Source organism: Allobosea lupini (genome assembly GCF_900109525.1).
GTDB lineage: Bacteria > Pseudomonadota > Alphaproteobacteria > Rhizobiales > Beijerinckiaceae > Allobosea > Allobosea lupini.
The window spans coordinates 193,959-216,272 of record NZ_FOAN01000006.1 but is presented as its reverse complement, the minus strand read 5'-3'; the positions used below and the strand labels follow the sequence as shown (position 1 = coordinate 216,272).

Annotated in this window: 19 protein-coding genes; 12 read left to right on the top strand and 7 right to left on the bottom strand. The window is 68.1% G+C overall.

What is annotated here, in order from left to right; all coding sequences use genetic code 11:
* Positions 1-74: 74 nt before the first annotated feature.
* Positions 75-1,457, bottom strand: coding sequence for an aminotransferase (locus BMZ21_RS18880; protein ID WP_091837623.1), 1,383 nt, complete (start codon positions 1,455-1,457; stop codon positions 75-77).
* 356 nt (positions 1,458-1,813) lie between these two features.
* Between BMZ21_RS18880 and BMZ21_RS18875 the strand changes: the two genes are divergently transcribed.
* The 4 genes from BMZ21_RS18875 (at position 1,814) to BMZ21_RS18860 (ending at position 5,110) form a co-directional block, all read left to right on the top strand.
* Positions 1,814-2,344 (top strand): hypothetical protein, encoded by a 531-nt coding sequence (locus BMZ21_RS18875; RefSeq protein WP_091837621.1) that lies wholly within the window; start codon positions 1,814-1,816, stop codon positions 2,342-2,344.
* 17 nt (positions 2,345-2,361) lie between these two features.
* Complete coding sequence (locus BMZ21_RS18870; RefSeq protein WP_091837619.1) at positions 2,362-2,760, top strand: VOC family protein; 399 nt, start codon at positions 2,362-2,364, stop codon at positions 2,758-2,760.
* Between the two features lie 18 nt (positions 2,761-2,778).
* Complete coding sequence (locus BMZ21_RS18865) at positions 2,779-3,807, top strand: DmpA family aminopeptidase (RefSeq protein ID WP_167561676.1); 1,029 nt, start codon at positions 2,779-2,781, stop codon at positions 3,805-3,807.
* A 121-nt stretch (positions 3,808-3,928) separates the two neighbouring features.
* Positions 3,929-5,110, top strand: coding sequence for a GAF domain-containing sensor histidine kinase (locus BMZ21_RS18860; RefSeq protein WP_342029039.1), 1,182 nt, complete (start codon positions 3,929-3,931; stop codon positions 5,108-5,110).
* 8 nt (positions 5,111-5,118) lie between these two features.
* Here the strand turns inward: BMZ21_RS18860 and BMZ21_RS18855 are convergent, their stop codons facing one another.
* From BMZ21_RS18855 to BMZ21_RS18845, 3 genes are all read right to left on the bottom strand, one after another.
* Positions 5,119-6,576, bottom strand: a complete 1,458-nt coding sequence (locus BMZ21_RS18855) for an amidase family protein (RefSeq protein ID WP_091837615.1) — start codon at positions 6,574-6,576, stop codon at positions 5,119-5,121.
* A gap of 248 nt (positions 6,577-6,824) precedes the next feature.
* A complete protein-coding gene (locus tag BMZ21_RS18850) occupies positions 6,825-7,673 on the bottom strand; it encodes a patatin-like phospholipase family protein (RefSeq protein WP_091837613.1) in 849 nt (282 codons plus the stop codon).
* Positions 7,673-8,149: a MarR family winged helix-turn-helix transcriptional regulator gene (locus tag BMZ21_RS18845; protein ID WP_091837611.1), complete on the bottom strand. Its 477-nt coding sequence runs from the start codon at positions 8,147-8,149 to the stop codon at positions 7,673-7,675. The genes BMZ21_RS18850 and BMZ21_RS18845 overlap by 1 nt, the downstream gene beginning before the upstream one ends.
* Positions 8,150-8,266: 117 nt before the next feature.
* Here BMZ21_RS18845 and BMZ21_RS18840 point away from each other — a divergent pair, with 117 nt between their 5' ends.
* From BMZ21_RS18840 to BMZ21_RS18830, 3 genes are all read left to right on the top strand, one after another.
* Positions 8,267-9,889, top strand: a complete 1,623-nt coding sequence (locus tag BMZ21_RS18840; protein WP_091837609.1) for a long-chain-fatty-acid--CoA ligase — start codon at positions 8,267-8,269, stop codon at positions 9,887-9,889.
* Between the two features lie 99 nt (positions 9,890-9,988).
* Positions 9,989-10,738 (top strand): SDR family NAD(P)-dependent oxidoreductase, encoded by a 750-nt coding sequence (locus tag BMZ21_RS18835; protein ID WP_091837607.1) that lies wholly within the window; start codon positions 9,989-9,991, stop codon positions 10,736-10,738.
* An 87-nt stretch (positions 10,739-10,825) separates the two neighbouring features.
* The gene (locus tag BMZ21_RS18830) at positions 10,826-11,611 is read left to right on the top strand and encodes a bestrophin-like domain (RefSeq protein WP_091837605.1); all 786 of its coding nucleotides are present in this window, start codon (positions 10,826-10,828) and stop codon (positions 11,609-11,611) included.
* A gap of 504 nt (positions 11,612-12,115) precedes the next feature.
* On the opposite strand, the gene BMZ21_RS18825 is transcribed toward BMZ21_RS18830, so the two are convergent.
* Positions 12,116-12,934: an alpha/beta fold hydrolase gene (locus tag BMZ21_RS18825; protein WP_091837603.1), complete on the bottom strand. Its 819-nt coding sequence runs from the start codon at positions 12,932-12,934 to the stop codon at positions 12,116-12,118.
* A gap of 10 nt (positions 12,935-12,944) precedes the next feature.
* Positions 12,945-13,811: a LysR substrate-binding domain-containing protein gene (locus BMZ21_RS18820; RefSeq protein WP_091837602.1), complete on the bottom strand. Its 867-nt coding sequence runs from the start codon at positions 13,809-13,811 to the stop codon at positions 12,945-12,947.
* 286 nt (positions 13,812-14,097) lie between these two features.
* Between BMZ21_RS18820 and ilvD the strand changes: the two genes are divergently transcribed.
* From ilvD to BMZ21_RS18795, 5 genes are all read left to right on the top strand, one after another.
* Positions 14,098-15,939, top strand: a complete 1,842-nt coding sequence (ilvD, locus tag BMZ21_RS18815) for a dihydroxy-acid dehydratase (RefSeq protein ID WP_091837601.1) — start codon at positions 14,098-14,100, stop codon at positions 15,937-15,939.
* Positions 15,940-15,967: 28 nt separating this feature from the next.
* On the top strand, positions 15,968-16,858 hold the full coding sequence (locus tag BMZ21_RS18810; RefSeq protein WP_091837598.1) for a DMT family transporter: 891 nt from the start codon (positions 15,968-15,970) through the stop codon (positions 16,856-16,858).
* A 102-nt stretch (positions 16,859-16,960) separates the two neighbouring features.
* Entirely contained in the window at positions 16,961-19,015 is a 2,055-nt protein-coding gene (locus BMZ21_RS18805) for a caspase family protein (protein WP_244543905.1), read from the top strand.
* 9 nt (positions 19,016-19,024) lie between these two features.
* Positions 19,025-20,362, top strand: a complete 1,338-nt coding sequence (locus BMZ21_RS18800; protein WP_244543904.1) for a hypothetical protein — start codon at positions 19,025-19,027, stop codon at positions 20,360-20,362.
* A gap of 108 nt (positions 20,363-20,470) precedes the next feature.
* Positions 20,471-21,247, top strand: a complete 777-nt coding sequence (locus tag BMZ21_RS18795) for a DUF1499 domain-containing protein (RefSeq protein WP_091837595.1) — start codon at positions 20,471-20,473, stop codon at positions 21,245-21,247.
* A gap of 108 nt (positions 21,248-21,355) precedes the next feature.
* On the opposite strand, the gene BMZ21_RS18790 is transcribed toward BMZ21_RS18795, so the two are convergent.
* Positions 21,356-22,294 (bottom strand): MBL fold metallo-hydrolase, encoded by a 939-nt coding sequence (locus BMZ21_RS18790; protein WP_091837588.1) that lies wholly within the window; start codon positions 22,292-22,294, stop codon positions 21,356-21,358.
* Between the last annotated feature and the right edge of the window lie 20 nt (positions 22,295-22,314).

The window sequence follows — 22,314 nt, the reverse complement described above, 5'->3', positions numbered from 1 at the left end:
CACCAGATGCGGTGTTCAAGACGTGGATGCTCGCCACAAGGGCGAGCATGACGTCGTGGTTCCAGAGTGCGCCTTCAGCCCGCGATCAGGCCTTCGGCCTTGACCCAGTCGAGCGTCTTGCCCAGCGCCCGCTCGTAACGGTCGAACAACTCGTCGATCTCGGCTTCGCTGATCACCAGCGGCGGGCAGAAGGCGACGCGGTCGCCGCCCAGAGCGCGCAGGATCAGGCCTTCCTCCTGGGCGAAGCTGGTCGACTTCAGGGCGACGCCCTTCTTGGCCTCGAACTGCGCCTTGCTCACCTTGTCCTTGACGAACTCGATGCCGCCGATCAGGCCGACGCCGCGGGCTTCGCCGATCAGCGGATGCTCGGCGAGCTTGGTCAGGCGCTGCAGGAATTTCGGCGCGACCTTGCGGACGTGATCGATGATCTTGTCGCGCTTGTAGATCTCCAGCGTCTTGATCGCGACCGCGCAGCCGACCGGGTGGCCGGCATAGGTGTTGCCATGGCCGAAGGTGCCGATCTTCTTGCTCTGGTCGACGAGCACCTCATAGACCGGCTCGTTGATCAGCACGGCGCTGAGCGGGAAATAGGCCGAGGTCAGGGCCTTGGCGCAGGAAAGCGTGTCGGCCTTCATCTTGTAGGTGGTCGTGCCGAACATCTCGCCGGTGCGGCCGAAGCCGGTGATGACCTCGTCGGCGATGAACAGGATGTCGTATTTGGCGAGGACGGCGTTGATCGCCTCGAAATAGCCCTCGGGCGGGGTGACCGCGCCGCCGGCGCCCATTACCGGCTCGGCGATGAAGGCGGCGACCGTGTCCGGCCCCTCGCGCTGGATCATCTCGTCGAGCTCGGCGGCGAGCCGCGCCGAGAAGTCGAGCTCGCTCTCGCCCGGTTGGGCGAAGCGATAATGGTGCGGGGACGAGGTGTGCAGAATGCCGGGGAGCGGCAGATCGAAATCGGTGTGGTTGGCCGGCAGGCCGGTCAGCGAAGCCGAAGCGACGGTGACGCCGTGATAGCCCTTCAGACGCGAGATGATCTTCTTCTTCTTCGGCCGGCCGAGCGCATTGTTCATGTACCAGACCAGCTTGACCTGGGTGTCGTTCGCGTCCGAGCCGGAGGCGCCGTAGAATACCTTGGAGATCGGGACCGGGGCGATCTCCTTGAGCTTCTCGGCCAGCTCGATCGCCGGGTCGTGGCTGCGGCCGGAGAAGAGATGGGTGAAGGGCAGCTTCTTCAGCTGCTCATAGGCGGTCTCGGCCAGCTCCTGGTTGGAATAGCCGAGCGAGGTGCACCAGAGCCCGGCCATGCCCTCGATATAGTCCTTGCCGGTGGTGTCGTAGACGAAGACCCCCTTGCCGCGCTCCAGCACCAGCGGGCCGACCTCGCGATGGGTGGCAAGGTTGGTGTAGGGGTGGACGAGCGTCTCGATGTCGCGGACGGCGAGGTTGGTCAGCATTCCCGGCTCCCGATGTTTATGCGTGATTTATGCGAGCATAGACCGCGACCAGCGCAAGCGCTGAGCGATTTTCCTGCAGATCGGAGCAGAGTCTGGCGCGGGGCGGGGCCGGCGCGTCGGATTCTTGAGGCGGCTTCCAATCTGCAGCCCTCATCCTGAGGAGCGATCGCAGATCGCGTCTCGAAGGATGCTCCAGATGGTTCAGGAGCCCCTTGGAGCATCCTTCGAGACGCAGCCTGAAGGCTGCTCCTCAGGATGAGGGCTGAGAGGCGGGTATTGCGGCTGGAATCATTCCAAATCGGCTTGCCAGCCGCCGCGACGATGCGCATGGTTCTGCGCGCTTTCGAGAGAGCCCGATGATCGATCCCGCCCGTATGGTGAACCAGCCGGCGCCCGGCCGCGACTGCGGCACGTGCACATTGTGCTGCAAGGTCTATGATGTGCCGGCGGTCGAGAGCGTCGCCGGCAGCTGGTGCAAGCATTGCCTGCCCGGCCGGGGCTGCGGCATCCATGCTACGCGGCCGGATCATTGCCGGGCCTTCTTCTGCCTCTGGATGACGCAGAACTTCCTCGGGCCGGAATGGAAGCCCGACAAAGCCCGCTTCGTGCTGACCATGGACCCGGCGACCAACTGGCTCTTCGTCCAGCTCGACCCCGGCGCGCCGCAGGCCTGGCGCAAGGAGCCTTACCTCACCCAGCTGCGCCGCTGGGCCGCCGCCGGCAACCGCCCGGTGATCGTCTTCCTGAACAAGTCGGCGACCGCCGTCATGCCGACGCATGACGTGCCGCTCGGTATACTCGCTGCAGACGAGCGGCTGGTCCTGCGCGAGGAGCTCGCAGGCGGACGGCCGCGTGTGACCGTCGCGAAGGTCAAGGCCGCGGCGTGAGCGTGCCGGAATGGCCGATGCTGCATCACCTGTCATTCGGAGTGGCCGATATCGCGCGGGCCGCGGCCTTCTACGATGCGGTCCTTGTGCCGCTGGGTTACGTCCGGGTCTGGAGCGATCTTCGGCCGGGCGAGGCCAATCAGGCGGTCGGCTACGGTGTTGCGGGCGGTGGGGACGGTCTGGCGCTGAAGCACCGCCCGGCTGGGCAGCGGCCGCCGGGACCGGGGTTCCATGTCGCCTTCGCGGCTCCCAGCCGGGAAGCGGTCGATGCTTTCCATCTGACAGCTCTCCAGCATGGCGGGCGCGACAATGGCGGGCCGGGCCTGCGCGCCCATTACGGCCCGCACTACTATGCGGCCTTCGTCACCGATCCCGATGGCCACAACATCGAAGCCGTGTTCAACACCGCCGTCTAATCGGAATTGGAGACTCGATTGAGCAAGCGGGCGCGGGACTATGGCCTGATCTACGGCTCGCTGCCGCCGGGCCCGCTCAATGCGATCACCGATGTCGCCGGCGTCGCCGTCGGTCATCGCACGATCCGCGGAGGCGATATTCGCACCGGCTTCACCGCGGTGCTGCCGCATGGCGGCGATCTCTTCCGCGAGAAGGTGAGGGCCGGCGTCGACGTCATCAACGGTTTCGGCAAGAGCGTCGGGCTGATGCAGCTCGCCGAGCTCGGCCAGATCGAGACGCCGCTCCTGCTCGGCAACACGTTTTCGGTCGCGGCGGGGATCGAGGCGCTGGTCGGGCGGGCGCTCGCAGCCAACCGCGAGATCGGCCTCAGCACCGGCACGGTCAATTCGCTCGTGCTCGAATGCAATGACGGCTTCCTCTCTGACATCCGGGCTCGCCGCCTGACGGTTGCCGATGCGGATGCCGCGCTCGATGCGGCCAAAAGCGGACCGGTCGAGGAAGGCGCGGTCGGCGCCGGCACCGGCATGAGCGCCTTCGGCTTCAAGGGCGGCATCGGCACGGCCTCGCGATTGGTCCAGCTCGATGGCCGCAGCTTCACTGTCGGCGTGCTGGTGCAGGCGAATTTCGGCAATGCCGGCGATCTCGTCCTGCCCGATGGGCGCCGCCCGGTGCCGCCGGCCGCGAGCCCGGCCCAGCCGCCGGAGCGCGGCTCGGTGATCATCATCCTGGCGACCGACCTGCCGCTGGAGAGCCGGCAGCTCAGCCGCATCGCCCGGCGCTGCGGCGCAGGGCTGGCGCGGCTCGGCGCCTTCTGGGGCAATGGCAGCGGCGACATCGCCATCGCCTTCTCGACCGCGAGCCGGATCGGACATTTCGAGGAGGCCGATCTTACCCCGCTCACTGCCCTCAACGAGAACCGGATCGACCTGCCGTTCCGCGCCGCGGCCGAGGCGACGCAGGAGGCGGTGCTGAACGCAATGCTGGCAGCACCGGAGACGATCGGCCGCGACGGCAACCGCCGGCCGTCGCTGGCGGATTGCATTTGAGCTTTCCGCACTGAGCTGGAGCCGTCGCGCCAACATGCGTATCGTAAAAGCAGGCGAGTTGGACTGAGGCCTTGTCTTTTGACATAGACTTAGGATCGCCCGTGGGCCGATTGCTGTTTGAATGAGTTCGATGCCGCAGGATTTCTCCAAAGACGTCGCGGCCATCGCATCGATCGCGGCGGTGCCGACCATACTCGACGTCGTCTGCCGGACGACCGGAATGGGCTTTGCCGCCGTTGCGCGCGTCTCCGAGGATCGCTGGGTCGCGTGCGGTGTCCGCGACGAGATCGGGTTCGGGCTCCAGCCCGGCGGAGAACTCAAGATCGAAACGACGATCTGCCACGAAATCCGGGAGCATCGTGCGGTCGTCGTCATCGACAATGTCGCGGAAGACCCGATCTATCGCACGCACCACACGCCGCAGATGTACGGCCTGCAGAGCTATATCTCGATCCCGATCATCCTGCCGGATGGCCGGTTCTTCGGCACGCTGTGCGCAATCGATCCCAGACCCCGCTCGCTCAACAATCCGGCGACGCTGGGCATGTTCAAGCTCTTCGCCGAGTTGATCGCCTTCCATCTCGATGCGCACCAGCAACTGGCGGCGAGCCAGGCGAGCCTTGCCAGCGAGGTCCAGAACAGCGAAATCCGCGAGCAGTTCATCGCCGTGCTCGGTCATGACCTGCGCAACCCCGTGGCCTCGGTCGCCGCCGGGCTGAACCTGCTCGATCGCACCGAGGACATCGCAAAAATCCGGAAGCTGACTGGCATGATGCGGCACAGCCTCATGCGGATGTCCGGCCTGATCGACGACGTCCTCGATTTCGCACGGGGACGGCTTGGTGGCGGCATTCAGCTCGATCGCGGCGACGAGCCCGAGCTAAAGGCCATGCTCGAGCAGGTCGTCGGCGAATTACGGTCCGCGCATCCCGATCGTGAGGTGCTGAGCGAATTCGATCTGTCGGGGCCGATCGATTGCGACGGCGCCCGGATCGCGCAGATGCTGTCGAACCTGGTCGCCAATGGTCTGACGCATGGGGCCGAGGATCGCCCCGTCACCGTGCGAGCCCACAGGGCGCGCGATTATTTTGAGCTGTCGGTCGCCAATGCCGGCGAGCCGATCCCGCTCGTGGTCAGGAAAGAGCTGTTCAAGCCATTCGTCCGCGCCTCAGCCAAGCCGAGCCAGCAGGGGCTCGGCCTCGGGCTGTCTATCTGCTCGGAAATCGCGAAAGCCCATGGCGGGACGCTCGAGGTTGTCTCCGATGCGGGCGAGACCCGGTTCACGTTCCGGATGCCGCTCTGATCGGGCGGCTATTGCTCTGTCGGTGCCCAGTAGCCAGCGCCGGTTTTCTCCAGCATCGCCCCGACCGCGATTGCGGTCCGGTCCTCGCCGAAGGGGGCGATGATCTGCACGCCGGTCGGCAGACCTGCCCGCGACAGCCCGACCGGGGCGCTCAGCGAAGGCAGGTCAGAGCCAGTGGCGAGGCTCGCCCAGCACAGGAAGTCGAGATAGGGCCGCTCCACCCCGTCGATGTCGAGCCGGCGGGCGTGGAAATCGGGCAGGTGGTCGTGCTTCTGGCTTGCGACCGGGGCGGGCGGGCAGAGCAGCACGTCCCAGTTCTGGAAGAAGCGAGCCCATTGCCGCTTCAAAGCGAGGCGGCGCTGATGGAGCTGCTGATAGAGGCCGGGCGTCATCCTTGCGCCGCGCGCCTGCAGCGCCTGATGCGAGAGGTCGCCGGGCGCGAACTTCGCCGCTTGCGCCTGGATGCGGGCGCGGACCTTCGGCGGCAGGCCATAGGCGATGACGGCGTGATTCAGGAGCGCATAGACCTCATAGGCCTCGCTGAAGCGGAAGCCGGGGCGGGCGGCCTCGTCGACGATGGCGCCGGCCTCAGTGAGGCGCCGGCCGGCTTCGCGCACGGTGTCCGAGACCTCCTTGGTCACCGGAGCGAACGGCTCCTGCGCCCAGATTGCGACCCGCAGGCCCTTCGCCTCCGTCCTGCGCGGGGCGGGCAGCGGCGCTCCCGCTATATTCGGGTCGCGCGGGCCGGTCAGCACCGGCAGGATCAGGTCGAGGTCTTCGGTGGCGCGGGCGATCGGGCCGGCGACGACGAGGTCGGCATTGCGCAAGGTGCGCCGCTCGGGCGGCGGCGGGATCAGACCCCAGGTCGAGACCAGGCCCCAGCTGGTCTTGAGCCCGAAGACGCCGCAGGCCTGCGCCGGCCAGCGGATCGAGGAGCCGAGATCGGAGCCGAGCTCGAAGGCGCTCATGCCCGTGGCGACCGCGACCGCTGCCCCGCCCGAAGAGCCGCCGGGCGAATACTCGGGATTCCACGGGTTGTTGGCGATGCCATGGGCCGGGTTGTAGCTCTGGAAGTCGCCGGAGAAGACCGGAACGAGCGTCTTGCCGAGGATCACCGCGCCGGCGGCGCGCAGGCGGGCGACGGCTGCGGCATCCTCCTGCGGGACGCGCTCCTTGTACGCGGGCAGGCCGCCGGAGGAGTGCAGGCCTGCGACGTCGAAGGCGTCCTTGATCGTGATCGGCAGGCCTTCGAGCGGGCGGGCGTTCCCCGCGGCAATGCGCCGATCCGACTCAGCTGCCATCGCCCGCGCGGCGTCGCGATCCTGCGCGACGATGGCATTGAGCGTGGGGTTCAGCGCATCGATACGGGCGAAGGTCGCCTCGAGCAGCTCCGCCGCGGTGAAGCGTCTGGCGAGCAGATCGGCGCGCAGGCTCGTGGCGGAGGCGGTGAGATCGATCGAAGCCATCGGCAGGTCCGGCGGGTAGGGAGTTCGAGTCGTAGCCTAAGGTCGCTGATGGGGACAATGAAACGCGGGATCCCCTCTCCCGGATGGGAGAGGGGTAGGGGTGAGGGACCGCCGATGATTATTTGAACGCAACCGGCCCGCTGCGCCTTCCACTGAGAGGGCGGGCCCTCATCCCTGCCCTTCTCCCACACGGGAGAAGGGTTCCCCGCGCCTTGTCTGCCGGCAGCGCCTAACGACCAAACCGGAAACTACCCAGCCTTCCGCCGCTCCATCGCCCTCAGAAACGCCTCGCCGTCCTTCACCCCGAGCTCATAGGCGAAGCGGATGCCCTCCCAGTTGCGGATGGTGAACTGGCTGACCGGGATCACCTGCGAGGGGCGGACATAGGTGCGGTTCTGAACCTGCGGCACCTCGGCGAAGGGGCGGGTCAGCAGCACCAGCGTCTGTTCGCCGGCCGCCTCCATCTCGGCGAGCGCCCAGGCCGGGGCGCTGTCGACCAGTCCGCCATCGAGCGCGGCGCGGGCGCCGATGTTCCCGGCGGGCATGAACGGCGGCACGGCGGCGCTCGCCATCAGCGCTTCGACCAGTTGCTCGGGATCGGCGCAGTCGGCGATGCGGATCAGATCGGGTCGGAAGCCGAGCTTGCGCCCGACCGTCGGATGGACCGGCCGGCGGAAGCGCTTCTCGAGCTGGTAGGCGCCGATGCCGATCGTGGTGATGACCGGAAGCGGCCAGAAGCGCGGCGGCCGCGAGATCGCGATCAGGAAATCGGCCTGGGCCTTCAGCGCCGCCAGCCGCTGCGGCGTGAACAGGCTCGCGAGCATGCCGCGATACATCTCCGCCACCGGGAAGAGCCGGCCGCCACGGCGGAAGGCGGCCCAGTCGATCTCGGAGGTGCGGCCGGAGCAGGCCTCGCGCAGCATCGCGCGCACGGTCGGGCCCAGCCCAAGCGCATTGTAGAGCATCGCCCCGGCGCCGGCGCTGGCGCCGACGATGCGGCGCGGCTTCAGGCCGATCTCAGGCGCGACGGTCTCGTAGAAGCCGCCCTGCCAATAGCAGCGATTGCCGCCGCCGGCATAAGCCAGGCCGGCGAACATCAGGGCGCGTCAATGGCGCGGGCGCGCTCGCGCCAGGCCAGGACCAGCCGGTCGAGCTCGGCGAGGTCGTCATGCGGGAGCTTGCCGAGCGTCTGGGCGACATAATCGCGCTGCGTCGTCATGCCGGCCTCGGCGAGGCGCCGGCCCTCCGGTGTCAGGTGCATGGCATAGGAGCGCCGGTCGCCGACGATGGCGCGGCGCTCGACGAGGCCGGCCTGCACCAGCCGGTCGACCAGTCCGGAGACATTGCCCTTGGTGACGTAGAGCCGCTCGGCGAGCTCGCTCTGGCTGATGCCCTCGCGCTCGGTCAGGGTCGAGAGCAGGTCGAATTGCGGGATGGAGAGACCGAGCTCGCGGATGCGCGCGGTCATCTGGCCGAGCATGCGCTGATGCAGGCGCATGAAGCGGAACCAGACGCGGTCCGGCTCGATGGGTTCCGGGGCGGGGATTGGGCGCGGCACTGACAAGGCGTTCATCCCTAGATCGTTTACTTGTAAACTAACTCATCTCCTAGCGGGAGGCGAGGGCTTTCGCCGCGAGCCGTCCGCTGGCTATGCTGCCAAAAAGCGAAGCAAGACGACAGGGAGAAACGCATGCTCGGGCTGATGCAGAATTGGCCGCTGCTGATCCATCGGATCATCGATCACGCGGCGATCCAGCACGGCACCCGCGAAGTCGTCTCCCGCAGCGTCGAAGGGCCGATCCGGCGCACAACCTATGCCGATATCCGCCAGAGCGCGCTCAGGATCGGCAAGAGGCTGACGCAGGAAGGCATCCGCCTCGGCGACCGCGTCGCGACGCTCGCCTGGAACACCGACCGGCATCTGGCGCTCTGGTACGGCATCAGCGGCATGGGCGCGATCACCCACACCGTCAATCCGCGGCTGTTCCCCGAGCAGATCGCCCAGCTGATCGATCATGCCGAGGATCGGCTGCTCTTCCTCGACCTGACCTTCGTGCCGCTGATGGAAGGCCTGCAGGACAAGCTGCCGACCGTCGAGCGCTACATCGTCCTGACCGATGCCGCGCATATGCCGCAGACCTCGCTCCGGAACGCCGTTCCTTACGAGGACTGGCTTGCCGAGGCCGACGACGATTTTGCCTGGGCCACGTTCGACGAGAACACCGCGGCCGGGCTCTGCTACACCTCCGGCACGACCGGCGGACCCAAGGGCGTGCTCTATTCGCACCGCTCCAACGTGCTGCACGCCATGGGCTGCGCCCAGCCGGACTATATGGGCCTGTCGGCGCGCACCGTCGTCCTGCCGGTTGTGCCGCTCTTCCACGCCAACAGCTGGTCGCTCGCCTTCTCGGCGCCGATGACCGGGGCGAAGCTGGTGATGCCTGGCATGAAGCTCGATGGGGCCTCGCTGCTGGAATTGCTCAATGGCGAGCAGGTGACGCTGACCGCGGCGGTGCCGACGGTCTGGCTCGGCCTGCTGCAGCATCTGGAAGCGACCGGCGGCAAGCTCGACACGCTGAAGCGCGTGGTGATCGGCGGTTCGGCCTGCCCACGGGCGATGACCGAGGCCTTCGAAAAGACATACGGCGTCACCGTCGACCATGCCTGGGGCATGACCGAGATGAGCCCGATCGGCTCGTTCTGCTCGATCAAGCCGGTCTATGACGGGCTCGAAGGCGATGCGCTCTACGACCTCAAGGTCAAGCAGGGCCACCCGCAGTTCGGCGTCGAGTTCCGCCTGACCGACGATGATGGCACCGACCTGCCCTGGGACGGCAAGACCTTCGGGCGCCTGAAGGTGCGCGGGCCGGCGGTCGCCGGCGCCTATTACAGGCACGATCAGCCAATCCTCGACGAGCACGGCTTCTTCGACACCGGTGACGTCGCGACCATCGATCCCCATGGCTACATGCAGGTCACCGACCGCTCCAAGGACGTGATCAAGTCGGGCGGCGAGTGGATCTCCTCGATCGAGCTCGAAAACCTTGCCATCGGCCATCCCGATGTGGCGGAAGCCGCGGTGATCGGCGTCGCCCATCCGAAATGGGACGAGCGCCCGCTCCTCGTGATCGTGCCCAAGCCCGGCAAGACGCCCGGGCGCGAGGAGATGCTCGCCTTCATGACCGGGAAGGTCGCCAAATGGTGGCTGCCCGACGATGTCGTGCTGGTCGAAGCGATCCCGCATACCGCGACGGGCAAGATCCAAAAGACGGCGCTGCGCGAGATGTTCAGGGCGTATCGGCTGCCGGGGTGAGGGGAGGCCTGCCATGCGCGGGCAGCGGGCGGCGGCCCTTGCGGCGAAGCCTCGCGCCGCAGCTATATAGGCCGGACATATCAGCAAGGACTCGTCCGCATGGCCAAAGACTTCGCCGGCAAGCGCGTGATCGTCATGGGGGGCAGCCGCGGCATCGGGCGCGCGATTGCGCTGGGCTTCGCCGCACAGGGTGCTTCGGTCTCGATCTGCGCGCGCAATCCGGGGCCGCTCGAAGCGGCGCGGCGGGAGGTCGCGGCGCTCGGCGTGACCGCGCATGGCTCAAACGTCGATCTTGCCGACGCCAAGGCGATCGAGGCCTATGTGCCGCAGGCAGTAGCCGCGCTCGGAGGCCTGGATGTGCTCGTCAACAACGCCTCCGGCTTCGGCCATACGGATGACGAGGAGGGCTGGGCCGCCTCGCTCAACGTCGACATGATGGCGATCGTCCGCGGCAGCCATGCGGCGGTCCCGCACATGAAGCCAGGCTCGTCGATCGTGAACATCTCCTCGATCTCGGCGCTGCGGGCCTCCTCCCGCTCGGCGCCCTATGGCGCGATCAAGGCGGCGGTGATGCACTACACGGCGAGCCAGGCGAAGATGCTGGCCAAGCAGGGCATCCGGGTGAACGGGGTCGCGCCAGGCTCGATCGAGTTCCCCGGCGGGACGTGGGAAGACCGGAAGACCTCCAACCCCGAGCTCTACCGAGCGACCCTTACCAGCATTCCCTTCGGCCGGATGGGCAGGCCGGAGGAGGTCGCCGAGGTCGTGCTCTTCCTCGCTTCCGACAAGGCCGGCTGGGTCACCGCCCAGACCATCGTCGTCGATGGCGGGCAGCTCGTCGGGCCCTGATCCGGGCAAAGGCAATGAACGGCTTAGGCAAGGCGAGGCTCATATCGACCGGGCGTCCCGATCCATAGGCCGAGCCAGGGAGATCGCATGGAACTCCTCTTGGTCCTCGCATTTCTGGCGCTGTTCAGTCTGAGCGCGCTGGCAGGCATCGCCTTGCGCAAGCGCCTGCACGAGCGTCACCTGACCAGCGAGACCATGGATTCGATCAGGCTGGTGACCGGCCTGATGGTCACCTTCGCGGCGCTGATCCTCTCCCTGCAATTGTCGACGGCGCGGAGTCGCTTCGACGTGACGAGCAGTCACCGGTCTGCCTATGCGGCTCGGCTCGCCAATCTCGATCAGTGCCTGCGCCTGTTCAAGGAGGCCGCCGATCCGATCAGGCTGAAGCTTCGGCGGTACACGGCTGCGGTGATCGCGAGCACCTGGCCGCACGAGGCGGCGCCGACGGTCGCGGGCATGCCGGACATAGCGGGCATGGCCCTTCGCGGCGAGGACCGGACGCTGTCGCGCTTGATCAGCGAGATCGGGGCAGAGGTGGATGCGCTTCCGACCACGGGCCTCGAGAACACCGCGACGCGCTGCCGTGCAGCCTTTGCGCAGGTTTCGTCCGCCAGATGGAACGTCATCGAGGATGCGATCGCCCCATCCGGCGACTTCTTCATCGGCATATTGAGCTTCTGGCTCAGTCTGGTCTTCCTGAGCTTCGGCCTGCAGATCCCGCGGCGCGCTCTCAGCGCCATCGTGCTGGCGATCGGGGTGCTCTCCGTCTCCAGCATCATGTTCGTGATCGTCGACCTCAGCCTGCCCTATCAGGGCGTGTTCCACGTCCCCAGCACTGCGATGCGCGAGGCACTTGCGGACATGATGCGATAGGACGACCTCTTCGGCACGACCACGGCCCCGCCGGCTTCCGCCGCGAGGGTTTGAAAGACGAGCGCAAGCCCGAGGGGAGCGCGGGGTCCGGTTGCGGCAGCGTTCCGCCGCCATGTCGAATGTCGATGTCGAAGTGTCGAGACGGCAGACGCTCACCGCCTCCGAACCCCGCGCGCGATTCTCTTCAAGGTGCCGCACCGGGCCTTCAGGTCGGGCAGGACCTGGCTTCGCCCGGACGAGGCCCCTCCGCCATTCCAGCCCGCGACGGCTGTCCAAAGCGGACACCGCTCTCCCGCCCGGCCGCACGATGCCTCGCGACAGCCCCCTTGGTCGGACGGGACGGGGGAAGAGTACGACAGGTTTCAGGGGCGGGATTGATTTGGGTGTTGTCCCCGCGACCTCTCCCTTCTCCCCTCGTGGGGAGAAGGTGGCAGCGCGAAGCGGTGACGGATGAGGGCCGTTATGCAGGGCAAGCGGCGAGCGCCTCGCCCGGTCTTCCCGCCCTCATCCCCCTGCCGAGACCTTCTCCCCCGAGGGGAGAAGGAGGCTCAAAAACCCCGCGATCGCCTCAACCAGCACATCTTCCGCCTCGCGATGCGGGACATGGCCGATTCCCGGCAGGATCAGCGCCTCGCCGCGTCCTTCGGCGATACGCTGCGGATGGCGGGCCGAGCCGTATTCGTCGAGCTCGCCATGGACGGCGAGGACGGGGCAGCGCACCCCGGCCAGCGGCCGGTCGACCGTCCAGCTCGCGAAGGCCGGCGAGAGCCAGGTCTCTATCCAGGCGTCGATCACCCAGCGCGTCTTGTCGCCGTGATAGCGCGCCAGCCGCGCGATGTTGCCGGGGCCCTCAAGGTCGCGCTGCGCCACCCTGATACCTTCCAGCGTCCGGTCCTCGACGAAGGCTTGCGCGGCAATTGTGACGAGTGCCCGGCAACGCCCCGGCCACTGTGCCGCGGTCTCCACCGCCATGCCGCCGCCGACGCTGTGGCCGCAGGCGATGAAGTCGCCGATGCCGAGCCGGTCGCAAAGCTGCGGGACGGTGCTGCGCCCTTCCTCGCCGACGAAGTCGAGGCCGAGCCTGCCGGGATGCGGATCAGAACGGCCGAAGCCGAGGCGGTCATAGGCGACGATGCGCCGCCCGGTTGCGGCCGCGAGCGTCTCCGGGAAGCTGCGCCAGAGCTCGACGCAGCCGAGCGAGTCGTGAAGGAGCAGGATCGGCGCATGTCGGCCGGTTTCAGGGTCGGATGGGATCCAGCTGCGTGCGAACAGCTGGTGGTCGCCGAGCTGGAGGAAGACGTCGTGCTCCTCGATGGTCCTCATGCCGGCAAGCTCATCCGCTCTGCTCCTTCAACGCCTCGGCCAGGAAGCCTGCCAGCGCTCGCACCGCCGGCGTCGGCCGACCCGGAGCCAGATGCAAGGCGATCTCCGAGGCGGGCAGGGGAGGCAGGCCATCGGCCTCGCCGAGCAGGCGCAGCCCTTCGCGTGCCGTGCCGGCCTTGACCACGGTCAGCGCCGCGCCCGCGGCGGCGACCGCCTCGACCGCGCCGATGCTGGAGGAGGAGAACAGGATGCGCCAGGGCCGGCCGGCCTCGTTCAGCGCCGCGAGCGCCCATTCGCGATACATGTTCGGTGCTTTCAGGAGCGCCAAAGGGAGCGGCCCTGCAGGAGGGAAGTCGTGCCGGTCGGACCAGGCCCAGGCGGTGCGTTCGCTGCGCAGCACCTCGCCGCTGCCGTCGCCCGCCTTCTGCGTCGCCAAGACGAGGTCGAAGGCCTCGCCGAGGCTGCCGATCAGGTCGCGGGTGAAGCCGGTGGTGACCTCGAGCTCGACTTCGGGATGGGAGCGGGCGAAACGGGCGAGCGTCTCGGGCAGCACGATGGTGGCATAGTCGTCCATCACCGCGAGCCGGACGCGGCCCGATACGCTCTGGGCCCGGACGACGTCGAGCGCTTCGTCATGCAGCGCGACGATGCGGCGGGCGTAACCGAGGAAATCCTCGCCGGCGCGCGTCAGGAGGACCTCCTGCGGCGAGCGCTGCAGCAGGGTCTGGCCGGCGATCTCCTCGAGCTTGCGCACCTGCGTCGAGATCGTCGACTGCGTGCGGGCGAGCGCGGCGGCGGCGCGGGTGAAGGAGCGCAGTTCCGCGATGGTGACGAAGGAACGCAGCAGGTCGATATCGATATTGCGCAGTGCCGTCACCCCGTTCTCCCTCCGCCCTCATCCTGAGGAGGGCGCGTAGCGCCTGTCTCGAAGGATGCTCCAGCTTGCCACTCGAGCCTCCTGGAGCATCCTTCGAGACGCGATCCATTCGGATCGCTCCTCAGGATGAGGGCTGAGTTTCCATTCCGCTTGCAACCCCTCTCGCGCCCGCAGCATGGACGGTGCCGATCATCCAAATCGAATAATTCAATTTTGGCTGGCCGGGCATGCCCGCTAGCTATAGGGCGAGCCCTTCTGTTCGGACGTAGCGTCAACGAGGTCAAGCATGCCGAGGCTGAGATCCGCCACCACCACCCATGGCCGCAACATGGCCGGCGCCCGCGGCCTCTGGCGCGCCACCGGCATGAAGGATTCGGACTTCGGCAAGCCGATCATCGCGGTGGTGAACTCCTTCACCCAGTTCGTGCCGGGCCATGTCCACCTCAAGGATCTCGGCCAGCTCGTCGCGCGCGAGATCGAGAAGGCCGGCGGCGTCGCCAAGGAATTCAACACCATCGCGGTCGATGACGGCATCGCGATGGGCCATGACGGCATGCTCTATTCCCTGCCCTCGCGCGAGCTGATCGCCGACAGCGTCGAATACATGGTCAACGCCCATTGCGCCGATGGGATGGTCTGCATCTCCAATTGCGACAAGATCACGCCCGGCATGCTGATGGCGGCGATGCGCCTGAACATCCCCGTCGTCTTCGTCTCGGGCGGGCCGATGGAGGCCGGCAAGTACATCGCCGAAGGCGTGCTGAAGAAGGTCGACCTCGTCGACGCCATGGTCGCCGCCGCCGACAGCAAATACTCGGACAGCGAAGTCGAGGTGATCGAACGCTCGGCCTGCCCGACCTGCGGCTCCTGCTCGGGCATGTTCACCGCCAATTCGATGAACTGCCTGACCGAGGCGCTCGGCCTCGCGCTGCCCGGCAACGGCTCGACGCTGGCGACCCATGCCGATCGCAAGCGCCTCTTCGTCGAGGCCGGGCACCTGATCGTCGACATCGCCAAGCGCTATTACGAGCAGGACGACGAGAGCGTGCTGCCGCGCAATGTCGCGAGCTTCAAGGCGTTCGAGAACGCGATGACGCTCGACATCTCGATGGGCGGCTCGACCAACACCGTGCTGCATCTGCTCGCGGCGGCGCATGAGGCGCAGATCGACTTCACCATGGCCGATATCGACCGGCTGTCGCGCAATGTGCCGGTGCTGTGCAAGGTCGCCCCGGCCGTCGCCAACGTGCACATGGAGGACGTCCACCGCGCCGGCGGCATCATGGCGATCCTCGGCGAACTCGACCGGGCCGGGTTGCTCGACACCTCGCTGCCGACCGTCCACAGCGCCACGCTGGGCGAGGCGCTGGAGCGCTGGGATATCCGGCAGACGCAGAGCGAGGCGGTGCGCTCCTTCTACAGCGCCGCGCCCGGCGGCGTGCCGACGCAGACCGCCTTCAGCCAGGACCGGCGCTACGAGGAGCTCGACCTCGACCGCGAGAAGGGCGTCATCCGCGAGAAGGCGCATGCGCATTCGCAGGATGGCGGCCTCGCCGTGCTCTACGGCAATATCGCGCTGGACGGCTGCATCGTGAAGACGGCCGGCGTCGACGCCTCGATCCTGACCTTCTCCGGCACGGCGGTGATCTTCGAGAGCCAGGACGCGGCGGTCGAGGGCATCCTGAACCGCAAGGTCAAGGAAGGCGACATCGTCCTGATCCGCTATGAGGGGCCACGCGGCGGGCCGGGCATGCAGGAGATGCTCTATCCGACGAGCTATCTGAAGTCGAAGGGTCTCGGAAAGGCCTGCGCGCTGGTCACCGACGGGCGCTTCTCCGGCGGCTCCTCGGGCCTGTCGATCGGCCATGTCTCGCCCGAGGCGGCCGAGGGCGGCGCCATCGGCCTGGTCGAGAGCGGCGACGTGATCGAAATCGACATCCCCAGGCGCAGCATCGTCCTCAAGGTCTCCGACGAGGAGCTGGCGCATCGCCGCGCCGCGATGGAGGCCAGGGGCAAGGACGCCTGGAAGCCGGTGGCGCCGCGCAAGCGCAAGGTCTCGACCGCGCTGAAAGCCTATGCGGCGCTGGCGACCAGCGCGGCCAAGGGGGCGGTGCGGGCGATCGACTGACGCGACCCGAGCCAGCGGAGGCCCCGGCATGAGCGAGCTGTGGGGGGTGGTGGCCGCGGCGGCGTCGAGCGCGCTTGGAGGAACCTCCATCGCCGCGACCCGCTATCTCGTCGGCCATCTCGATCCTCTCGCGATCGGCTCCTTCCGCTTCGGCATCGGCTGCCTGCTGCTCGCCCCGGTCGCCCTGCTCGGCGACCGGAGCTGGCCGGATCGCCGCGACTGGCTCCAGACCGCCGGGCTCGGGCTGCTCTTCTTCGCGCTCTTCCCGATCCTGTTCAACGCCTCGCTGATCCATACGAGCAGCGCGCGCGGGGCGCTGGCGCTCTCGACCTTGCCGCTTTTGTCGCTGGTCGTCGGCGCGGCGCTCGGGCGCGAGCGTTTGACAGCGCGCAAGACCGCCGGCGTGCTGATAGCGATGGCCGGCGTCGGCTTCGCGCTGCTCTCGGGCCTCGGCCATGCGCCGCCGCAGGCCTGGCGCGGCGACCTGCTGATGATCGCGGCGGCCTTGTGCATGGCGCTCTACGGCATCTGGTCGAAGCCGGTGATCGGCCGCTGCGGGCCGATTCCGTTCACGACGGTGGCGATGGCGGTCGGCGCTGCGGCGCTGATCCTGATCTCGCTGCTGCGCGGCAGCTTCGAGGCGGTGGCGCAGTTCGCCGTCCCGCAATGGTCCGCGGCGCTCTATCTCGGCGTGATCGGCGCTGCCCTGACCTTCTATCTCTGGGCCTTCGCCCTGGGGAAGGCGTCGCCGACCAGCGTCGCGGTCACCGTCACGGTCAACCCCGTCACGGCGTCGCTGGTGGCTGCCGCGTTGCTGAACGAGCCGATCGGCTGGAATCTCGTCATCGGGATCGTCGTCGTCGGGATCGGCATCTGGCTTGCGACGACGGATGGACAAGGCGTTCGCGCGAGCGGTTAGGCTTGCCCGGCGTCACATCTTCGCCACGGATCGTCCGGACAAAAGCCGCATCGACAAATCGACGCGCCAGCGCGGCACTGCGCTGGCGCTGGGATTCTGGAGGTGGCCTTGCCGGCGTTCCTGATCGTAGCCCTGCTTTGGCTCGGGCTTGTCTCAACCGCAATCGCGCAGGCGCCGCCGGTCACCCTTTCGGACAACGCCGACTCGATCGCGGTGGTGGTCGGCAACAAGACCTATAAGCAGACCAGCACGGTCGACTTCGCCCATAACGATGCCGAGGCGATCAGGACCTACCTCACCGGCACACTAGGCTTTCGCGAGCAGAACGTCTTCCTCATGAAGGATGCGACGCTCGGCGAGCTCACCCAGATGTTCGGCAGCGAAGCCAATCCGCAGGGGGGCAAGCTCTGGCGCAGCGCGGTCGAAGGGCGTTCCAACGTCTTCGTCTATTATTCCGGCCATGGCGTGCCCGACCTTGCGACGCGCCAGCCTTTCCTCTTGCCGCAGGACGGCAATCCCAATGCCAGCGAGAGCGGTTATGCGCTGCAGACGCTCTACCGGAATCTCGAACTGGTCAGGCAGAAGATCGGAGCGCAGCGGCAGCTGATCGTGATGATCGACGCCTGCTTCACCGGCGAGACCGGGCGCAAGGGCGAGAGCCTGCTCGCGGTCTCGGCGCCAGGTTTTACCCCGGCCAAGCCGCGTACAGGCGGCGGCATCATCAAGCTGGTCGCGACCTCAGGCACGACTCCGGCCAATTGGGACGCCAACCAGAAGCTCGGCCTGTTCACCAGCCGCTTCCTGATGGGCGCCGCCGGGCTGGCGCGCCCGGCTGGCGCGCCCGAGACCGGCCCGCTCGCCTGGTCCGACCTGCAGCGCTATCTCAAGGACAGTGTCGAGGCCGCGGCCCGGCGCGACAGCGGCCGCGAGCAGGCACCGGAGATCGACCTCGCCTCGATCGCACTGCCGGTGGCGCAGCCGGTGCCGGCGGTGGCGCGCGCGGTCGCATTGGCGCGGGACGAGGCCAACTGGCAGCGGGCCAAGGCGGCGGGCGAGCGCAGCGCGCTCGAGGGTTACGTCGCGCGCTGCGGCGAGACCTGCCAGTACCGCGAGGCGGCGATGGCGCTCTTGCTTGAAAAAAGCCGCAGTGGCGAGGCCGCCATCGACGAGCAGAACTGGGTCAGGCTCGGGGGCTCCGGCCGCTATGAGGACTATCTCAAGGGCTGCGGTGCGGTCTGCGCCTATCGCTCGCTGGCAGAAGGCTATCTCGGCCGGACCGACGCTTCCCGCGATCCGCGCGTGCAGGACTGCGACGAGCTCGCCGGCGATCTCAACGATCCCGACCGGCGCGAGGGCGTCAAGGGCGTGAAGTTCGCGCGGATCGATGCGCGCGCCGCGATCGCGGCCTGCAAGCAGGCGGCGGAGCAGCAGCCGCAGATCAGGCGGCTCTCCTACCAGCTCGGACGCGCCTACGACAAAGCCGAGCGCTACAAGGACGCACTGGCTGCCTACGACAAGGCGGCAGATGCCGGCAGCGCCGCGGCAATGAACAATCTCGGCGCGCTCTACGAGAATGGGCAGGGCAGCAAGGTCGACCTGCAGAAGGCCTTCGGCCTCTATGAGCAGGCCGCCGGCACCGGCAACGCCATCGCCATGAGCAATGTCGGGCGCATGCTGCAATATGGCCGCGGCCGGCCGCGCGACGAGGCCGCGTCATTGCGCTGGTACCAGAAGGCGGCGGAAGCAGGGGATGCCTTCTCGATCGCCAAGCTGGTGCCAGCCTATCTCGAAGGGCGTCCGGGCTTTCCGAAGAATCCGCAGAAGGGTTTCGACCTGTTCCGCCAGGCCGCCGACAAGGGCGATCCGATCGCGATGGTTTCGATGGCGACGCTGATCGACAACGGCTTCGGCTCTTTCTTTCCCGGCACGAGTTCGCTGCAGATGCTGATGAAGGCGCTGGCGAAGGGCGAAGCCGGCGCCGCGGCGATCTCGGCCAGCGACGTCTCCGAGCAGAAGCTGAAGCCGGACACGGTGCGGGCCTTGCAACGGGCAGCACAGAAGGCCGATCATTACAGCGGCGCGATCGATGGCCGCTTCAATCCCGTCTTCGTGCGGGCGCTGGATGGTTATGCGCGGTCGCTGGAGCAGGAGCACTAGAACCCGGCCGTGAGCGGTTTGCTGCGAAGTCTTCTCGTCGCCGGACTGTTCGTTGCCGGGGGCAGCGCCGCGCAGGCCGATGCGCTGTCGGCCTGGCTCGACACCATCGCCGCCTGCGCCGGCAAGCGCGATCTCTCGCTGGCCGTGGTCGGCTTCGATGCCGGCCAGCAGGTCTTGTCGCGCACGCAGGCCGACGAGGTCCGGCTCGCCATCGAGAGCCGGCTGCAGAGCGAGGGGCGGGTGAGGCTGGCGGCGAGCGCCGATGTCGTCCGCATCAAGACGCTGCGCGACAGCCTCAACCTGCAGAAGCCGGGCGAAGCCGAGGCGCAGATCCGGCGGGCGTTCGACGGCGACGCCAGCGTCTTCTTCACCGCGCCGGCAAGGCAGGAGGACAAAGCGAGCTTCCGCCTGCAGGCGATCACGAAGACGGGTGACTGCAAGGCGACGAGCGAGCCGGTTGAGATCGCGATCAGGACCAAGCCCGGCGTGGTCGATATCGACCAGGTCATGAGCCGGGCGGTCGACAACCTCGTGCGGGCCGCGCCGGAGCTGAAGCGGGTCGATATCTGCCCCTTCGCCGCGGCGAGCGGCTACAGCACCTGCAGCGCCGCACTCGGCGAGCGGCTGCTGCTCGCGCTCGACGCCGAGTCGCGCTCGGACGATCGCGTCCTGCGCGGCCGGCCGCTGGAGATCCGCAAGGCCGCGCCCGGACAATGCGCCGCTGTTGGCGCCGAGGTGATGACGCGCGGCCGCTTCGACAGGGATCGCGACGGCCAGAGCTGGATGGAGCTCGAGTTCCGCCGCGGCGATGCCGTGCTGGCCCCGACCGGGCGCAATCGCATTCCGGTCGAGGGACTAGGCTGCGACCCGGCGGTCAGGCCTTTCCTCGAGCATGTCGCCGCCAGCGCCGGTTCGGACCGGGCACGGCTCGCTTTGCTGCCGGCGGCCTCGCCCTTCGCGAAAGGGCGGCGGCTTGATGTCCGCATCGAGGGCAAGGCTGGCACGAAACTCTATTGCTGGGTGTTGGCGCCGGACGGCACCGCCTCCGTAGTGCTGCCGGTGCGCGGCGGGGAGGGCCGGAGCGTGCTGCGTGCCGGCGGCCAGTCCTATCCCTACGATTTCGGGCTGACCGACATCGTGCTCGACGCCGCCTTCGAGAACCTCTTTGCCTGCTTCGGCGCCGACGCCGAGCTGCCGGCAGCCTTGCGCGAGCGCTGGCTCAAGGCGGCGCCGAGCGCGAGCGAGGACGCGGCGACGCTTGCGCCGGACGAGGTGCTCGACCTGCTGGAGAAGCTGCGCGCCGTGCCCGGCGTGGTCGAGGCGACGGTGCCGATCGTCGTGCGCTGACATTCGGTCGAGGTCATCCCGGGTCTGCGCTGCGCTCCGCCCGGGACGCCCTGGTCAGTTTCAAGTGCTCCCTTGTTTTCTTCCCGAGGCTCAAGCACTTAAGAGCGCATGCATCGGCGGCTTGTCTTCGAAGAGCCAATCTCACGCGCGGCGATCTGGAGCCGGCGGCTGGCGCTGTTCGGGCTGACGGTCGTCGTGCTCGCGGTGCTGATCTTCCGCTTCGGCCAGCCTTCGCTCGAGCGGCTGGCCCCGATCGCCGGCGCCTATGTCTTCGTGCTGCTCGCCTCCCTGCTGGCGCTCGCGGCCTTCGTCAGGATCTGGCAGGAGGGGCATCGCGGCGTCGGCATTGCCGTGCAGGCCTTCCTGCTCTGCCTGCTGCTGCTGGCGCCGGTCGCGTATGGCGGCTTCCAGTTGGCGACCCTGCCGTTCCTCGCCGACGTCTCGACCGATATCGACGAGCCCCCGGCCTTCAGCCGCTCGCGCGTGGCCCTGACGGCGCGCGAGGGGCGGGTGCCGCCCGATGTTCCCGCCGAGCGGCGCAGGGCGCAGCGCCAGGGCTATCCGAAGGCGCTGCCGATCGTGCTCGAACTGCCGGCCGAGGTCGCCTACGACATCGCCCGCAAGGCCTGCGTCACGCTTGGCTGGCAGGTGCTGGAAGGGGCCGCGCCCGGCGGGCGCAGCGGGGCAGGGCGGCTCGATGCGATCGCGCGTTCGCGCGTGCTGCGGCTTTACGACGACATCACCATCCGCATCCGGCCACGCGCCGATGGCAGCCGGATCGACATCCGCTCGGCCTCGCGGCTGGGCGGCTTCGATTTCGGCGCCAACGCCAGGCGCATCGCCGCCTTCGAGGAGGAGGTGAAGCTGCTGGTGGAATTGCGCTGAGCTGCATTGCCGTCATTGCGGGCGCCGCGAGACAATCCAGTGAGACGTAGAGCACAGCCGCCTCTGGATTGCTTCGTCGCTACGCTCCTCGTAATGCCGGTTGAGCGCTCAAGCCAGCCGGTAGCGGCTCGCCAGCAGCGGCGCCCCGTCGTCGCAGATGACGACGCCGCGCTCGACCAGGTCCTCGAGCTGCGCCAGCACCGAAAGCGAGGCGGCGCCGAGCAGGCGGGGTGGCAGCTCCTGATAGATCGGCGGCACCATCTCGGCGATCGTTTCGTCGCCGGCCTGCAGGCGGCTGACAATGGCCGCCTCGCGCAGGCGCCGGTGCTGCACTAGCCCGCGCAGAAAGCGCTGCGGCTCCCGCACCGGGCCGCCATGGCCCGGCCAGTAGAGCCGGTCCTCGCGGCCACGCAATTTCTCGATCGAGGCCATGTAGGCGACCATCGAGCCGTCGGGCGGGGCGACGATCGTGGTCGACCAGGCCATGACATGATCGCCCGAGAACAGGGTGGTCTCCTCCGGCAGCGCGAAGGCGAGGTGGTTTGCGGTGTGGCCGGGCGTTTCCAATGCCTGGAGCGTCCAGCCCGGGCCCGAAACGGCGTCGCCCTCGGCCATGATCAGATCGGGCGCATAGTCCCGGTCGGCAGAGGCGTCGAGCGGGTTGATCTCGCCGAGGACGAGTTCGCGCGCCGGCCGGTGCAGGCCGCAGCCGACGATGCGCGCGCCGGTCGCCGTCTTCAACGCCCGCGCCGCCGGGGAGTGGTCGCGATGGGTGTGGGTGATGACGATGTCGGTGACGGTCTCGCCAGCGATCGCCGCGAGCAAAGCCTCGACATGGCCGGGATCGTCCGGGCCGGGATCGATGATCGCGATGCGCCCGCGGCCAACGATGTAGCTGCAGGTGCCGGTGAAGGTCATCGGCCCGCCATTGCCGGCGATCAGCCGGCGCACCAGCGGCGAGAGCTGGACGAGCTCGCCGGAAGCCGCACCGGGATCACGGTCGAAATCGAGCGGCTCGTCGGCGGTGTCCTTGTCGGCGCTGGTCATCTGCACATCCGGAAGCGAAC

Bases quoted from the DNA above. Each gene is read 5' to 3' on its own strand.
- BMZ21_RS18860 (WP_342029039.1), top strand. From the start codon at position 3,929: ATGAGTTCGATGCCGCAGGATTTCTCCAAAGACGTCGCGGCCATCGCA.
- BMZ21_RS18850 (WP_091837613.1), bottom strand. From the start codon at position 7,673: ATGTTCGCCGGCCTGGCTTATGCCGGCGGCGGCAATCGCTGCTATTGG.
- BMZ21_RS18875 (WP_091837621.1), top strand. From the start codon at position 1,814: ATGATCGATCCCGCCCGTATGGTGAACCAGCCGGCGCCCGGCCGCGAC.
- BMZ21_RS18810 (WP_091837598.1), top strand. From the start codon at position 15,968: ATGAGCGAGCTGTGGGGGGTGGTGGCCGCGGCGGCGTCGAGCGCGCTT.
- BMZ21_RS18845 (WP_091837611.1), bottom strand. From the start codon at position 8,149: ATGAACGCCTTGTCAGTGCCGCGCCCAATCCCCGCCCCGGAACCCATC.
- BMZ21_RS18880 (WP_091837623.1), bottom strand. From the start codon at position 1,457: ATGCTGACCAACCTCGCCGTCCGCGACATCGAGACGCTCGTCCACCCC.
- BMZ21_RS18835 (WP_091837607.1), top strand. From the start codon at position 9,989: ATGGCCAAAGACTTCGCCGGCAAGCGCGTGATCGTCATGGGGGGCAGC.
- ilvD (WP_091837601.1), top strand. From the start codon at position 14,098: ATGCCGAGGCTGAGATCCGCCACCACCACCCATGGCCGCAACATGGCC.
- BMZ21_RS18840 (WP_091837609.1), top strand. From the start codon at position 8,267: ATGCTCGGGCTGATGCAGAATTGGCCGCTGCTGATCCATCGGATCATC.
- BMZ21_RS18795 (WP_091837595.1), top strand. From the start codon at position 20,471: ATGCATCGGCGGCTTGTCTTCGAAGAGCCAATCTCACGCGCGGCGATC.
- BMZ21_RS18870 (WP_091837619.1), top strand. From the start codon at position 2,362: ATGCTGCATCACCTGTCATTCGGAGTGGCCGATATCGCGCGGGCCGCG.
- BMZ21_RS18790 (WP_091837588.1), bottom strand. From the start codon at position 22,294: ATGACCAGCGCCGACAAGGACACCGCCGACGAGCCGCTCGATTTCGAC.
- BMZ21_RS18830 (WP_091837605.1), top strand. From the start codon at position 10,826: ATGGAACTCCTCTTGGTCCTCGCATTTCTGGCGCTGTTCAGTCTGAGC.
- BMZ21_RS18855 (WP_091837615.1), bottom strand. From the start codon at position 6,576: ATGGCTTCGATCGATCTCACCGCCTCCGCCACGAGCCTGCGCGCCGAT.
- BMZ21_RS18825 (WP_091837603.1), bottom strand. From the start codon at position 12,934: ATGAGGACCATCGAGGAGCACGACGTCTTCCTCCAGCTCGGCGACCAC.